A 13663-nucleotide genomic window follows, 5' to 3' on the forward strand; every position below is an offset into this window, starting at 1 on the left:
AGTTCAGGAATGCGGAGCCGGGACGGCGGCGTCACAGTCTGATGAGTCCACCGTTCTCCGGAACCCTGGCAGGAAGAACCCCCCTGAATCATGATGAACGAGGCCGAGCGCTGCCAGCAACTGATCCGGGGCGGCGCCATGTTCTGCAACGGCATGCGGTGCTCCGCCGCCCAACAGGGCGGCACGCAGCGGCAATCAAAGTGGACCTCCCGCAGCGGGCTGTGATGGACCGTGCGGCGGCGCACGCCAGCCAGAATCCCGGTACTATCCCGGTAGTACAAACGGCTCCACGGGGAGGAACGGGAATGGCAGCCAATCTTGAGCTTGTTCCGGCCACGGCGGGGAAACGGCTCGGCCCAGCAGTGCTCGACTGGCTGGCCCCCGTCGCGGTCCTGGTGGTGACTTTCGTCATCGGGTTCGCGGGAATCACCCGCACGCAAAACGGCGGCTTCATCATCTATGACACCGGTTCGCTGGTCCTGTTCGGCAGCCTTCCCCTTGGGCTGACGCTGGTGCATGTGGTGGTGCTGGTGGGCATGGAAGGCCGCTCCGGGAAGACCCTCGACAATCACGTCATGGGCATCCGCAGCGCTGACAAAGATGGCTACGCGCCCGGCGGCGGCGGAGTGTTCCTGCGCGGCCTCATCACGGGCGCGGGCATCATCCTGGCGCTCCTGGCCGCAGTGGCCGTCGTCATCTTCAAATGGTTGGACGTGGCTGTCTTCATCCTCGGCCTGCTGCTGTTGATCGGCACCGTGTGGGCCGTACTTGTGGTGGTTTCCAACACCTGGGACCGCGACGGCAGGCTCCGCGGCTGGCATGACACCGCAGCCAAAACACTGGTGTGCGACGTCAAGGACGGCCGCAGCCCCATTACCTCCGGCGGCATCCAGGGACCGTACAGTTTCGCACCCCTGGACCTCCCTCCTGTCCAGCAGGTCGCCTCGCCAGTCGCAGGGGCCGCTAAGCCGCCCCAGGTCGTGAACGCCCAGGCGTTCGTGGCCCAGCCATCGGTGCAGCCTTCGCAGCCGCCGGCCCAACAACCCGTGCACCCGTACGCGCCGCAGCCGTCCGCACAGCCGTCCTTCGCACCCCAGCCGTACGCGCCGCCGTCGTCCGCCCATTTTCAGGAGCCGCACGCGCAGGCTGCAGCCCCGGCGGTTCCCACGCCCGCCGCCCAATCCCATCCCGATGACGACCTCGACCGTGCGCAGATGCGCGGCGGCGCAATGTATGCGGCGGCCGTCGCCGTGCTGCGGACAAGGCTCGACGACGGCCGGGACTTCCAGCTCGACCGCAATGTCCTGGTGGGCAGGAATCCCCTGGACCAGGCGGGGGAGCAGCAGGTCCAGCTGCTGGCGATCAGTGATCCTGGCCGATCGATCTCCAAGCCACCCCTCCCCCTGCCGACCGACGGTGCCGGTGTTTGGGTGACTGACCGGAACTCCACCAACGGCAGCGCCGTCACCACGCCGGACGGCCTGCGCACGCCGCTGCCGCCGGGCGTGCCCGCTTTTCTCAGCCCGGGATCCACTGTCCGCTTTGGTGACCGTTCCTTCCACCTAGGACAGGCATGAACTCCCAGCCCGCCAGTGACCCAGCTGACGCAGACCACGGAACCGGCCTCAGCCTCAGTTACGGCTGCGGTACGGACCGTGGGCTGCGCCGCGAATTGAACGAGGATTCCTTCATCGCCTCCGACCCCGTCTTCGCCGTGGCAGACGGCATGGGCGGACACGAAGCCGGCGAGATTGCCAGCGGCATGTGCGTGCGCGCCCTCGCTGCCATGCCGCAGCTCGCCACCGGGGAGCGGAGTGTCACGGCGGCAGTGCTCCAGCAATACCTGCTCCGCGCCGACAGCTCCATCCGGGAAGTGACCGGCGCCCGGGCCGGGACCACGCTCACCGGTGCCGTTGTGGTGGAACAGATGGGCATGGCGTACTGGCTGGTCATGAACATCGGGGATTCCCGCACGTACCGGCTGAGCCAAGGGCACTTTGAACAAGTCAGCGTGGACCATTCTGAGGTCCAGGAACTCGTGGATGCCGGTGAAATCACGCAGGAACAGGCCGGTGTCCATCCCCGCCGCCACGTGGTGACGAGGGCGCTGGGCACCGGGGACGAGATCGAAGCTGATTACTGGCTCCTGCCCGTTGAGGAGGGCGACCGGATCATGGTCTGCTCCGACGGACTCAATGGCGAACTCACGGACGAGCACATCTTCCGGATCCTGAGCACCGTGGGGCATCCGCAGGACGCCGTGGATGCCCTGATCCAGGCTGCGCTCCGCAAGGGCGGAAGGGACAATGTCACCGTCATTGTGGTGGACGCCAGGAACGTGATGAACGACGGCGGCATCGCCGTCACGGCGCCCCGCCCCGCCGCTGATGCTGCGGAGGAAGCCACACTGCCCCGGGGACAGGTTGTTGACGCCAGCTGGCCGGCCGGCCATCACGACGGAAGAGGGGAACGCTGACATGGCAACCGCAACATACAGTGCGGGCACGTGGCTGGGCGTTGTCCGGGTCAACACAGTTGTCCTCCTGGGGCCCGGGACCCCGCCCGCCCTGGTCCAGTCCCTGTGGGAACTGCTGGCGCACGCCCCGGCAGTCCACTAGGTACTCCATGGCCGCCCCTTGGGATCAACCTCGTGGTCACCGGTGACCGGCCCAACGCGGTACCGGCGACATTGTTGGCCTCCATCCAGCGCAGGCTGGTGCTGAGGCTGACGTCCGAGGACGGCTACAAGTCCATGGACGTCGCCAAGGACGTCCTCACCAGCTCCTCACCGCCCGGGCGCGGCATGCTGGCCGGCAACTCCAACCTGGCGCTGCAGGCCCGTGAAGTCCACGAGCTCAGCCAGGCAATGCTGTGCCAGGGGCCGGAATCGGCACCCAAAATCCAGCGGCTTCCCGAACTGCTGGACTTGGATGTGCTGCCTGTCGGCAGGCCGGACCTGCCCGTCATCGGCGTCGACGACGAAACCCTGCAGCCGGCCGAGATCATGGCCCAGGGGCCGCTGCTGCTGGCCGGTCCGCCAGGCGCCGGCAGGACGGTGGCGCTGGTGACCCTGGCGTACGCGCTGCGCCGCTCCATTTCGGACACAGGGCTGGTTTACATCGGCTCGCGCCGGTCCGCGGTGGCGTCGCTGCCGCTCTGGAACCGTTCGGGGGCGGGTGCCGTTTCGCAGCTCGTGCCGGCGTCCATCAAGGCCGATCAGTGGGTCATTGGGGAATCGGAAACGTCAACCTGGTCCTCGGCCTGGTCCCTGGTCCAGCCTTTCAAATCCGGACGCCGGGGCCTGCTCATCAACCCGGGCGACATCGAAGGGGACAGTCTCCTCACGTCGCTGGGGCGCGTCAGCCCGCAATTCATATCTGGCCGCGGCTACATCGTGGGACGCGGCAAGGCGCGGAAACTGCAGATCGACGTGCCTCCGGAAAACAGGGGCTGAGCCGTTGCTTGCCACGGGCTCGTACATCTAATGGATTTGCGGGCCCCGGGGCGTTGTAGGAGACTACCGGAAACACTGTTCGCTGCGGCAAGGGGCTGCCGCGCGCCGTCGAAAAGGTGACCATGATCCGATCTTCATCCGTGCTCCGCGACGTGTCCGCTGCTGCGGCTGCTGCGGTGCTGGCGTTCCTGGTTGGCCTTTCTGCGGCGGCCCCGGCGCAGGCCGACGACGGTGGAAATGGCAGAATGCCCTGTGTGGTGCTGTGCGGCCCGGCCGACGACCCGACGCCGCCCAGTCCGGGCAAACCAACGCCGACGCCCTCACCGCCGGCCCCAGTGATCGATCCTCCGGCACCGCCGCCCGCGCCCGTGGTGCCCGCCCCGGAACCCATTCCCACCCTTGTACCGGAACCGAGCGTTTCGCTGGCTGAGGAATCGACGCCGGCCACGCCCAGCGCCACCATCGCCAGCCCGCCGTCGTCGTCGTCTGCGAGCCCGTCCACGGAATCGAACTGGACCAAGCCCATCACCAAATCGGCCAAGCCCACGCAGGCCGCCGCTGTTTCCCGGAACGACGGCTCCGGCCTCTTCGGCGGCCCCGGATTGCCGGCCATTATGGCGGGCGTGCTGCTGGTGGGAGTCTCAGGCCTGGCCTTCGCTTTGTGGAGCAGGAACCGACTCGCCTCGCACTGACCAGGTCCCGCACGCATGGGGAGTGGTGCATGGGCAGCGGCGCCCGTCGACAGCGGGATAGGTCCTCCGCGGCCGTTTACGGGGCTCGGCGGCGCATGGGCGTTTGGTTGTCGTGGCCGTAGGGCAAGATAGGTCTGTGAGCACAGCACCGGTCCCCGCAGAAAAAACAGCAAACAGCACTGAGGAACTTTTGCATCAGGATGCCGTCCCCGCCGGGTCCGTTCGCGAAGAATACGAAAACCTGACGGACCTGGTCAGGAAGTACCGGTTTGCGTACTACCAGCAGGACGAACCCCTGGTCTCGGACGCTGAGTTCGACGCACTGTTCCGGCGCCTGGAGGAGATCGAGGCACTGCATCCGGAGTTGGTAGCCAATGATTCGCCCACGCAGGAGGTTGGCGGGGAAGTCTCAGCCGCGTTCGCCGCCGTCGAACACCTGCAGCGGATGTACAGCCTCGAGGACGTCTTTTCCCTGGCGGAGCTGGAAGCCTGGATCACCAAGGCCGAGGCCGGCGTCAGCAAGCTGGGGGACACCGCCCAGCTGGCGTGGCTCACGGAACTGAAGATTGACGGCCTCGCGGTCAACCTGTTGTACCGCGACGGGAAACTGGTCCGTGCCGCCACGAGGGGTGACGGAACCACGGGTGAAGACATTACCCACAACGTCCTGACGATCAAGGAAATCCCGACGGAACTGACGGGCACCGGCTTTCCCTCCGAGGTGGAAATCCGGGGTGAGGTCTTTATCCCCTCGAAGGCTTTTGCGGAATTCAATGAGGCACTGATTGAAGCCGGCAAGGCGCCACTGGCCAACCCCAGGAATGCTGCCGCCGGTTCGATCAGGCAGAAGGATCCGGCGGAAACCGCCAAGCGTCCGTTGCGGATGTTTGTCCACGGCATTGGTGCGCGCGAAGGGCTTGAGACACTGACCCAGTCCCAGACGTACGCCGTGCTTGAACAGTGGGGCCTTCCCGTCAGTCCGTATTTCGAGGTTCTCGGTGGCCTGCCGGAGGTCCTGGCCTTCATCAAGCGCTATGGCGAGCAACGGCATACCCTGATGCACGAAATCGACGGCATCGTGGTCAAAATCAACGACTTCGCCACGCAGCGTGCCCTCGGCTACACCTCCCGCGTTCCCCGCTGGGCCGTCGCCTACAAGTACCCGCCGGAAGAAGTCCACACCAAACTGCTGGACATCCAGGTCCAGGTGGGCCGTACCGGCCGTGTGACCCCGTTCGGGGTACTCGAGCCGGTGAAGGTGGCAGGTTCCACTGTGGCCCGTGCCACGCTGCACAACCAGGACGTGGTCAAGGCCAAGGGCGTGCTGATCGGCGACGTCGTGGTGCTGCGCAAGGCCGGAGACGTCATCCCGGAGATCGTCGGCCCCGTGATGGCGCTGCGCACAGGCCGTGAGGACGAACTGCGCGAATTCGTGATGCCCGCCGAGTGCCCGTCCTGCGGCACGGAGCTCGCACCCTCCAAGGAGGGTGACATCGACATCCGCTGTCCCAATTCCAGATCCTGCCCTATCCAACTGACGGAGCGCGTCGCGCACCTGGCCGGCCGCGGGGCCTTCGACATTGAGGCCCTCGGCGGTGAAGCTGCCGTGGCACTTACCGATCCGGCGGAGCCCAGGCCCGGCCCGCTGGTAAGCGAATCGGGGCTCTTCTCCCTGACCGCGGCGGATCTGGAGCACGTGCGGATCCTGCGCGAGAAACGTTCCAAGGGCGTGGGCACCGGCATCTTCGAGCTGGTCCCGTACTTCTGGACAAAGGCAACCGCCACGACGCCGTCCAAGCCCACGGCGACCACCGCGAAGCTCTTAGCGGAGCTGGAGAAGGCAAAGGCCCAGCCACTGTGGCGGGTGCTGGTTGCCCTGTCAATCCGGCACGTTGGTCCCCGCGCCTCGAGGGCCCTGGCCACGGCGTTCGGCACCATGGACGGCATCCGGAACGCCTCCGAGGAAGACCTGGCCCACGTCGACGGCGTCGGCCCAACCATCGCGGCCGCACTGAAGGAGTGGTTTGCCGAGGCCTGGCACGTGGAAATCATTGACCACTGGGCCGCGGCCGGGGTCCGCATGGAGGACGAGCGCGACCAATCCATGCCGCGGACCCTGGAAGGGTTAACCCTTGTGGTTACCGGCTCCCTGCCGACCTTCAGCCGGGACGAGGCGAAGGAAGCGATCCTCATCCGCGGAGGGAAAGCCGCCGGCTCGGTCTCGAAAAACACCAGTTATGTGGTGGCCGGCGAAAGCGCAGGCACCAAACTCGACAAAGCCGAACAGCTCGGAATTCCCGTGCTGGACGAGGACGGCTTCCGGGAACTCCTAGCGAACGGCCCGGCGCCTGCCGCCGAAGCCGCGCCCACACCGACGTCCACAGAATCAGAAGAGGCAGCCGAATGAACCAGCAGGATCTCATTACCGAACTGCTTGCGGTGGCCCGTCAAGCAGCCGCCGCCGGCGCCGCCGTACTGGCTTCCCGCAATGGCGAAACCCTGGATGTCAGCAACAAAGGCGACGCCGGCGATTGGGTTACGGCCTTTGATGTCGCCGCGGAGAACGCGGTTCGCGATGCCATCACGGCCGTTCGCCCACAGGACACCATCACGGGCGAGGAACACGGGACCACCCGGCCCGCTGCCCCCTCCGGTTATCGCTGGTCCATCGACCCGCTGGACGGTACCACCAACTTCATCCGGAACATCGTCTACTACGCCACCTCCGTGGCAGTGGCGGATTCCGACGGCGTCTGGCTGGCTGGCGTCGTCAACGCCCCGGCGCTGGGCCGCGTCTACTACGCTGCCCGTGGCCAGGGTGCGTGGCTGGAAGAAGGCGGCCGGGTGACCCGGCTCCATGGCCCGGTGCCGGACCGTACCGGGCAGATCCTCGCCACCGGCTTCAGTTACGACCCCGCCATCCGCTCCGAACAGGCGGCACTGCTGGGCAGCCTGATGGACGGATTCGCAGACGTCCGGCGGCTGGGCTCCGCAGCGCTGGACCTCTGCATGGTGGCTGACGGGACCCACGACGCCTACGGCGAACGCGGGCTCAACGAACATGACTTCTCCGCCGGTGCGCTGATTGCCGAGGAAGCCGGTTGCTGGGTCCGGCGTCCCCGGCTGGCCAGTCCGCTGGATGGCGGACCCTCCGACGAGGACAGGCTAGCGGCCTGGACCTGCGCCGGGACCTTGGCGTTGTCCGGGAAGTTTCCGCTGTGACGCCGTTGCGCCACTAGCATTGTCAGGTGCTATCGCAAATAACCATCCGTCCGGCCGTAGAGGCAGACTTCCAGGCCATCGCCAGGATCACCGTGGACTCATACCTGGCAGCAGGGTATTTCGACAGCGCGGACCATCCGTATATGCAGCAGATCCAGGATGTTGCCGCCCGTGCAGCGAAGGCCACCATCTGGGTTGCGGAGCGTGGCCGGCAGGTGGTGGGATCCGTGACTCTCGCGCTGGCAGGTGAACCGTTCGCCGACATCGCCCGGCCGGATGAGCTGGAGTTCCGGATGCTGGTTGTGGATCCCGCGGTCCAGCGCAGTGGCGCAGGCAAGGCCATGGTGGAGGCCATCATTGAGTATGCCAAATCGCTGGAGGGGATCGCCGGCATTGCCCTGACCACCGGCGGGACCTGGGAGAGCGCCCACGGCCTCTACCGGAAGACAGGCTTCAAACGTGTCCCCGAGCGCGACTGGTTGATTCCGGGCACCGACATAAAGCTGCTGGTTTACCGGCTTGACGTCCAGTCAACCTAAAGTGGTGCCGACTCATTTTCGGCACTGAAAGGCCCACCATGCGCAAAACATTCGGCACCGGCTCCGTCTGGGAGCAGACCCTCGGCTACTCCCGCGCCGTCCAGGTGGACAATACACTGTACATCTCCGCCACGGCTGCCAGCGGCGAGGATGGCATTGTGGGCGATGACTTCTACACGCAGACCCAGTACATCCTGCAGAAGCTCGGCGTGGTCCTGGCCGACGCCGGTTTCAGCTTCGACGACGTGGTCCAGTCCAAGCTGTACCTGACGGACATCAGCAAGTGGGAAGAGGCCGGCCGCGCCCATGGTGAGGTCTTCGGCGAGATCCGCCCCACGCTTGCCCTGGTGCACGTCCTGCCGTTCCTTGACCCGAAGATGCTCGTCGAGATCGAGCTCGTGGCGCAGAAGAGCGCCAACTAGCACGCTCCAACCTGCACCCCCGGCGCGAACGGATACTTGGGGCCCTGGATTCCGGGGCCCCAAGTGTCCTTTCGCGTTCGAAGGGCGCCGCTACTGGCCCGGGAGGCTGTAGCGGTGTTCCGGGCGTCCGGTGGTCCCGTAGCGCAGTTGGATGTCGACGGCTCGTCGTCGGCCAGCGAGGACAGGTACCGTTGCGCCGTGGCGGAACGCTTTCCGCAGCGACCCGGTGTCCGACGCGGCTCTGAGGATCATGGTGTCCACGTCGAGCTGCTGCAGCAGGTCGAGCCCTGAGGCGTCCGGCAGGTAAACATCCAGCAGCACCAGATCCGGGCGGAGACTGTGGATCGCCTGCAGGGCCAAGGACGCCGACCCCACCGGCGCCAGCGCAAGGAATCCCGCCACCGAATCCACATACGCGGCATGCAGCTTGGCCACGTGGAAATCGTCATCCACAATCAGCACCCTGAAATCCTCAGGCATCATTGTCCTCTCGAGCCAAATCCGTGGTCCCCGAAGGTGTCCCCGCCCCTGTCCGGGCCGTTGTCCCCGGCTCCAGCAAGCGGACGTCCCCGCCGCGGCGCCGCGCCAACTTCCGGGCGAGGGCCAGGCCCAGCCCCTGCCCGCCACGGCTCCCGGCGGCCAGCCCGTCGCCGGAATCGGCGACGACGATGTGCAGCGTCCCGCCGTCGTCGTGCGGTTCATCCAGCACCTCCAGCTCCACCCAGCGGTCCGGGGACGAACCGGCGACGGCGGCGTTCACCGCGTTGTCTATCAGGTTGCCCAGCACAGTGGTCACGTCCTGCGGCTCCGTGACTTGGCCCCGGACCAGTGTTTCGGGCCCGATCCGCAGCGTAACACCGCGCTCATCAGCCTCCACCCCCTTGGCACCCACAAAGGCCTGCAAGTACGGGTCCTGGAACAGTTCCGCCTGGTCCACCGGAAACTTCAGCGGCCCCGTCGCGACCAGCCCGGCCAGGTAATCGTGGGCCTGCTGGTGCTGCCCGATGCTCATCAGGCCAGCGATGGTGTGCAGCTGGTTGGCGAATTCGTGGCGCTGCGCGCGCAGGGCCGTGGACATGGTGCCCACGGCGTCGAGCTGCCGGGTGAGCTGCTGGAGTTCGGTGCGGTCCCGGAGCATCACCACCCAGCCCAGGTCCTCGCTTCGATACAGGGCCTTGCGCGCGTTGGCCACCAGGACACTGTCGCCGACCACCAGCTCAATGGCATCGGCCTCCGACGCGTCAGGCCGGGTCAGCGCCTTGAGCTGCCCGGGCACCGGAGCGTCGGCCCACGGCGTGGTCGAGGCCATGTCCGCGTGGCTTGTCCAGATCATCCCCACGAGCATGGGCCCGTTCACGGCCGTCATCACCGGCGTCCTCAGCATCCCCATGACGTTCTTCATGAGCAACGACGCCTTCTACTTCGGCGTCCTGCCCGTGCTCAGCGAGACCGCCGCGCACTACGGAATCAGCGCCGCGGACATGGCGCGTGCCTCCATCACCGGGCAGCCGTTCCACCTGCAGAGCCCGCTGGTTCCGGCCATCCTTCTGCTCGTCTCGCTGGCCAAGGTGGACCTCGGCGACCACCACAAAAAGGTCCTTTGGCGCACCGCAGTGGTTTCCCTCGTCATGCTGGGCGTGGGGATGCTGACGGGAGCCATCGGGATCGGTTAGTCTATAGCTGCCTGCGGCTGGCCCTTGTGGCCGGGACCACGGCACCGATGTGCCCGTCTGACGCCCGCTGGGGGTCGTCAGACGGGCACTGACGTTTCCCCACTAGACTGGTTCGGAAAACAATCCGAACCTGCAGGGGAGATCCATGGCTGCGATCAACCGTGACGATGTTGCGCACCTCGCGCAGCTCGCTCACATCGAGATGAGTGCTGAAGAGCTGGACAGGATGGCCGGCGAACTCGCCGTCATCGTTGATTCAGTGAAGTCCGTGAGTGAAGCCGCCGGTGATGACGTCCCGGCAACCTCCCACCCGATCCCGCTGACCAACGTGTTCCGCGAGGACGTTGTGGGCCACACATTCACCGCGGAGCAGGCACTCTCGGGAGCTCCGGATTCCGATGAGAACCGTTTCAAGGTCCCGGCAATCCTGGATGAGGCATAACCATGACTGACACCAACGAACTCATCCGCCTCTCTGCCGCGCAGTTGGCCGCCAAGCTGGCCGCCCGCGAGGTCACCTCCGTCGAGGTCACGCAGGCTTACCTGGACCGGATTGCAGCTGTCGACGGCGGCGAACGCGGCGTGAACGCGTTCCTGCACGTCAACACTGAAGAAGCGCTCGCCGTCGCCGCTGAGGTGGACGCCATCCGTGCCGCCGGCGGTGCCGCTGCCGAGGAACTCCACGTGCTCGCCGGCGTGCCGATCGCGGTCAAGGACCTCATCGTCACCATCGGCCAGCCCACCACGGCAGGCTCCAGGATCCTCGAGGGCTGGCACAGCCCCTACGACGCCACAGTGGTCAAACGCCTCCGCGCCGCCAAAATGCCCATCCTGGGCAAAACCAACCTGGACGAATTCGCCATGGGTTCCTCCACCGAGCACTCCGCGTACGGCCCCACCCGCAACCCGTGGGACCTGGACCGGATCCCCGGCGGTTCCGGCGGCGGCTCGGCTGCGGCCGTTGCTGCCTTCGAGGCCCCGCTGGCCCTCGGTACGGACACCGGCGGATCCATCCGCCAGCCCGGCGCCGTCACCGGCACCGTGGGAGTCAAGCCCACCTACGGCGGCGTCTCCCGCTACGGTGCTATCGCCATGGCTTCCTCGCTGGACCAGATCGGCCCGGTTTCCCGCACCGTCCTGGACTCGGCGCTGCTGCACCAGGTCATCGGCGGGCATGATCCCTTTGACTCCACATCCCTGCCCGACCCCCTGGCAGACCTAGTCGCCGCCGCCCGCGTGGGCAACGTCGAAGGCATGCGGATCGGCATCATCAAGGAACTCCACGGCGAGGGCTACCAGGCCGGCGTCGAGAACCGCTTCAACGAAGCCCTGGAACTGCTGAAGCAGGCCGGTGCGGAAATCGTTGAGGTGTCCTGCCCCAACTTCCAGTACGCCCTCGGTGCCTACTACCTGATCATGCCGTCGGAGGCCTCCTCCAACCTGGCAAAGTTCGACGGCGTCCGGTACGGCCTGCGCGTCCTGCCCGAGGACGGACCCATGACGATCGAACGCGTTATGGGTGCCACCCGCGCCGCAGGATTCGGCGACGAAGTCAAGCGCCGCATCATCCTGGGTACCTACGCGCTGAGCGCCGGCTACTACGACGCGTACTACGGGTCGGCCCAGAAGGTCCGTACCCTGGTGCAGCGCGACTTCGAGGCCGCGTTCGCGCAGGCCGACGTCCTGATCTCGCCCACGGCGCCCACCACGGCGTTCAAGCTCGGCGAGAAACTGAATGACCCGCTGGCGATGTACCTCAACGACGTCGCCACCATCCCCGCCAACCTGGCAGGCGTTCCCGGGCTGACCCTGCCCGGTGGCCTGGCGGACGAGGACGGCCTTCCGGTCGGCATCCAGCTGCTGGCTCCGGCCCGCGAGGATGCCCGGCTCTACCGGGTGGGTGCTGTCCTGGAATCCCTGCTTGAGGCACAGTGGGGCGGACCGCTCCTGGACCGTGCACCGGCGTTGGTTGAGACCCTTGTTGAAGCCAAGGAGGCAAAATAATGATCACTGAGGCAACCCTGAGCTTCGAAGAGGCCATGGAGAAGTACGATCCCGTCCTGGGGTTCGAGGTCCACGTGGAACTCAACACCAAGTCCAAGATGTTCTCCTCCGCGCCCAACGTCTTCGGCGACGAGCCGAACACCAACGTCAACGAGGTGGACTTGGGCATGCCCGGTGTGCTGCCGGTAGTGAACAGGGTCGCGATCGAGTCCTCGATCAAGATCGGCCTTGCCCTGAACTGCAAGATCGCTGAATCCTGCACGTTTGCCCGGAAGCAGTACTTCTACCCGGACACTCCCAAAAACTTCCAGACGTCACAGTACGAGGACCCGATCGCGTACGACGGCTACCTGGACATCGAACTCGCGGACGGGACCATCTTCCGCGTGGAGATCGAGCGCGCCCACATGGAAGAGGACGCCGGCAAGCTGACCCACATGGGCGGGGCCGCCGGCCGCATCCAGGGTGCCGACTTCTCGCTGGTGGACTACAACCGCTCCGGCGTTCCGCTGGTGGAGATTGTCACCAAGCCCATCGAGGGCGCCGGTTCCCGCGCCCCGGAGCTGGCCAAGGCCTACGTGGCCGCCGTCCGGGAGATCGTCAAGAACCTGGGCGTCTCGGACGCCAAGATGGAACGCGGCAACGTGCGCTGCGACGCGAACGTTTCGCTGCGCCCGCACGGCCGCGAACGCTTCGGCATTCGCTCCGAAACGAAAAACGTCAACTCGCTGCGCGCCGTCGAACACGCCGTCCGCTACGAGATCCAGCGGCACGCAGCCGTCCTGGATGCCGGCAACCCGGTCATCCAGGAAACGCGCCACTGGCACGAGGACACCCGCACCACCACCTCGGGCCGTCCCAAGTCGGACGCCGATGACTACCGCTACTTCCCGGAGCCCGACCTGGTCCCGATCGTTGCGTCCCGCGAATGGGTCGAGGAACTCCGCGCCACTCTGCCCGAGCCGCCGGCGGCCCGCCGAAAGCGCCTGCAGGCCGACTGGGGTTACTCGGACCTGGAATTCCGCGATGTTGTCAACGCCGGCGTGATGGATGAGATCGAGGAAACCATCGCCGCAGGAGCCGCTGCCTCCGTGGCCCGCAAGTGGTGGATGGGCGAGATCGTTGGCCGGGCCAAGAACGCCGACGTCGATCCCGGCCAGCTGGGCGTGCAGCCCGCCACCATCGTGGAGCTGAACCGGATGGTTGAGGACGGCAAGATCAACAACAAGATGGCCACCGAGGTCCTGGACGGCGTCCTCGCCGGCGAAGGCACCCCGGCGGAGATCGTGGAGAAGCGCGGACTCGCCGTCGTTTCCGACGCCGGCCCCCTCCTGGAAGCCATCGACGCCGCCCTCGCCGCGCAGCCCGACGTCGCGGACAAAATCCGCGCCGGCAAGCTCCAGGCGATCGGCGCGATCGTGGGCGGCGTTATGAAGGCCACCCGCGGGCAGGCCGACGCCGGCCGCGTCAAGGAGCTGATCCTCGCGAAGCTCGGCGTTGAAGGCTAGCCGAGGGCCGAGCCGCAGGCTAAGCAGCCTGTTTTAACCCAACTGGGTCGCAGTTAATGCTGTCATGAGCGCTCATTACGACATCTACTGCGACCCAGTTGGGCTTTAAGTACTCGCTTCCTGCCCGAAAAGTACGCGTGTTCAGTGTG

12 protein-coding genes and 4 pseudogenes are annotated in these 13663 nt (G+C 66.4%); 14 read left to right on the forward strand and 2 right to left on the reverse strand.

Going from position 1 to position 13663, the window contains the following annotated elements; genetic code table 11:
• Positions 1 to 90 precede the first annotated feature (90 nt).
• The 10 genes and pseudogenes from ACQCS0_RS06985 (at position 91) to ACQCS0_RS07030 (ending at position 8329) form a co-directional block, all read left to right on the forward strand.
• Complete coding sequence (locus tag ACQCS0_RS06985) at positions 91 to 225, forward strand: hypothetical protein (RefSeq protein WP_354183539.1); 135 nt, start codon at positions 91 to 93, stop codon at positions 223 to 225.
• An 80-nt stretch (positions 226 to 305) separates the two neighbouring features.
• A complete protein-coding gene (locus ACQCS0_RS06990) occupies positions 306 to 1577 on the forward strand; it encodes an RDD family protein (RefSeq protein ID WP_354222291.1) in 1272 nt (423 codons plus the stop codon).
• Complete coding sequence (locus ACQCS0_RS06995; RefSeq protein WP_354157690.1) at positions 1574 to 2476, forward strand: protein phosphatase 2C domain-containing protein; 903 nt, start codon at positions 1574 to 1576, stop codon at positions 2474 to 2476. The genes ACQCS0_RS06990 and ACQCS0_RS06995 overlap by 4 nt, the downstream gene beginning before the upstream one ends.
• A 1-nt stretch (position 2477) precedes the next feature.
• Positions 2478 to 2618, forward strand: coding sequence for a hypothetical protein (locus ACQCS0_RS07000; RefSeq protein WP_354183537.1), 141 nt, complete (start codon positions 2478 to 2480; stop codon positions 2616 to 2618).
• Between the two features lie 11 nt (positions 2619 to 2629).
• Positions 2630 to 3454 (forward strand): annotated as a pseudogene (locus ACQCS0_RS07005) (FtsK/SpoIIIE domain-containing protein); the annotation flags it as partial.
• A 122-nt stretch (positions 3455 to 3576) separates the two neighbouring features.
• Complete coding sequence (locus ACQCS0_RS07010) at positions 3577 to 4146, forward strand: hypothetical protein (RefSeq protein WP_354222289.1); 570 nt, start codon at positions 3577 to 3579, stop codon at positions 4144 to 4146.
• A gap of 136 nt (positions 4147 to 4282) precedes the next feature.
• Entirely contained in the window at positions 4283 to 6553 is a 2271-nt protein-coding gene (ligA, locus tag ACQCS0_RS07015) for an NAD-dependent DNA ligase LigA (RefSeq protein ID WP_426939422.1), read from the forward strand.
• Entirely contained in the window at positions 6550 to 7368 is an 819-nt protein-coding gene (locus tag ACQCS0_RS07020; protein WP_354222287.1) for an inositol monophosphatase family protein, read from the forward strand. Before ligA ends, ACQCS0_RS07020 begins: the two co-directional genes overlap by 4 nt.
• 26 nt (positions 7369 to 7394) lie before the next feature.
• Positions 7395 to 7907, forward strand: a complete 513-nt coding sequence (locus tag ACQCS0_RS07025) for a GNAT family N-acetyltransferase (RefSeq protein WP_354153846.1) — start codon at positions 7395 to 7397, stop codon at positions 7905 to 7907.
• A 38-nt stretch (positions 7908 to 7945) separates the two neighbouring features.
• Positions 7946 to 8329, forward strand: a complete 384-nt coding sequence (locus ACQCS0_RS07030; RefSeq protein WP_354153845.1) for a RidA family protein — start codon at positions 7946 to 7948, stop codon at positions 8327 to 8329.
• 90 nt (positions 8330 to 8419) lie between these two features.
• Here the strand turns inward: ACQCS0_RS07030 and ACQCS0_RS07035 are convergent.
• Positions 8420 to 8809 (reverse strand): annotated as a pseudogene (locus ACQCS0_RS07035) (response regulator).
• Positions 8802 to 9632 (reverse strand): annotated as a pseudogene (locus tag ACQCS0_RS07040) (sensor histidine kinase); the annotation flags it as partial. The pseudogenes ACQCS0_RS07035 and ACQCS0_RS07040, both read right to left, overlap by 8 nt.
• Between ACQCS0_RS07040 and ACQCS0_RS07045 the strand changes: the two are divergent.
• The 4 genes and pseudogenes from ACQCS0_RS07045 to gatB form a co-directional block, all read left to right on the forward strand.
• Positions 9622 to 10002, forward strand: a pseudogene (locus tag ACQCS0_RS07045) (citrate:proton symporter); the annotation flags it as partial. The pseudogenes ACQCS0_RS07040 and ACQCS0_RS07045 sit on opposite strands and share 11 nt — an antisense overlap.
• Before the next feature lie 145 nt (positions 10003 to 10147).
• Positions 10148 to 10444, forward strand: a complete 297-nt coding sequence (gene gatC, locus ACQCS0_RS07050; RefSeq protein WP_056348187.1) for an Asp-tRNA(Asn)/Glu-tRNA(Gln) amidotransferase subunit GatC — start codon at positions 10148 to 10150, stop codon at positions 10442 to 10444.
• A gap of 2 nt (positions 10445 to 10446) precedes the next feature.
• On the forward strand, positions 10447 to 12006 hold the full coding sequence (gene gatA / locus ACQCS0_RS07055; protein ID WP_354153843.1) for an Asp-tRNA(Asn)/Glu-tRNA(Gln) amidotransferase subunit GatA: 1560 nt from the start codon (positions 10447 to 10449) through the stop codon (positions 12004 to 12006).
• A complete protein-coding gene (gene gatB, locus ACQCS0_RS07060; protein WP_354222284.1) occupies positions 12006 to 13514 on the forward strand; it encodes an Asp-tRNA(Asn)/Glu-tRNA(Gln) amidotransferase subunit GatB in 1509 nt (502 codons plus the stop codon). Before gatA ends, gatB begins: the two co-directional genes overlap by 1 nt.
• The last annotated feature ends 149 nt before the right edge of the window (positions 13515 to 13663 follow it).

The sequence above is a fragment of the Pseudarthrobacter sp. S6 genome (assembly GCF_050156575.1).
In the GTDB taxonomy this organism is placed as follows: Bacteria; Actinomycetota; Actinomycetes; order Actinomycetales; family Micrococcaceae; genus Arthrobacter.

Bases quoted from the DNA above. Each gene is read 5' to 3' on its own strand.
- ACQCS0_RS06990 (WP_354222291.1), top strand. From the start codon at position 306: ATGGCAGCCAATCTTGAGCTTGTTCCGGCCACGGCGGGGAAACGGCTC.
- ACQCS0_RS06985 (WP_354183539.1), top strand. From the start codon at position 91: ATGATGAACGAGGCCGAGCGCTGCCAGCAACTGATCCGGGGCGGCGCC.
- gatA (WP_354153843.1), top strand. From the start codon at position 10,447: ATGACTGACACCAACGAACTCATCCGCCTCTCTGCCGCGCAGTTGGCC.
- gatC (WP_056348187.1), top strand. From the start codon at position 10,148: ATGGCTGCGATCAACCGTGACGATGTTGCGCACCTCGCGCAGCTCGCT.
- ACQCS0_RS07030 (WP_354153845.1), top strand. From the start codon at position 7,946: ATGCGCAAAACATTCGGCACCGGCTCCGTCTGGGAGCAGACCCTCGGC.
- ACQCS0_RS07000 (WP_354183537.1), top strand. From the start codon at position 2,478: ATGGCAACCGCAACATACAGTGCGGGCACGTGGCTGGGCGTTGTCCGG.
- ACQCS0_RS07020 (WP_354222287.1), top strand. From the start codon at position 6,550: ATGAACCAGCAGGATCTCATTACCGAACTGCTTGCGGTGGCCCGTCAA.
- gatB (WP_354222284.1), top strand. From the start codon at position 12,006: ATGATCACTGAGGCAACCCTGAGCTTCGAAGAGGCCATGGAGAAGTAC.
- ACQCS0_RS06995 (WP_354157690.1), top strand. From the start codon at position 1,574: ATGAACTCCCAGCCCGCCAGTGACCCAGCTGACGCAGACCACGGAACC.
- ACQCS0_RS07010 (WP_354222289.1), top strand. From the start codon at position 3,577: ATGATCCGATCTTCATCCGTGCTCCGCGACGTGTCCGCTGCTGCGGCT.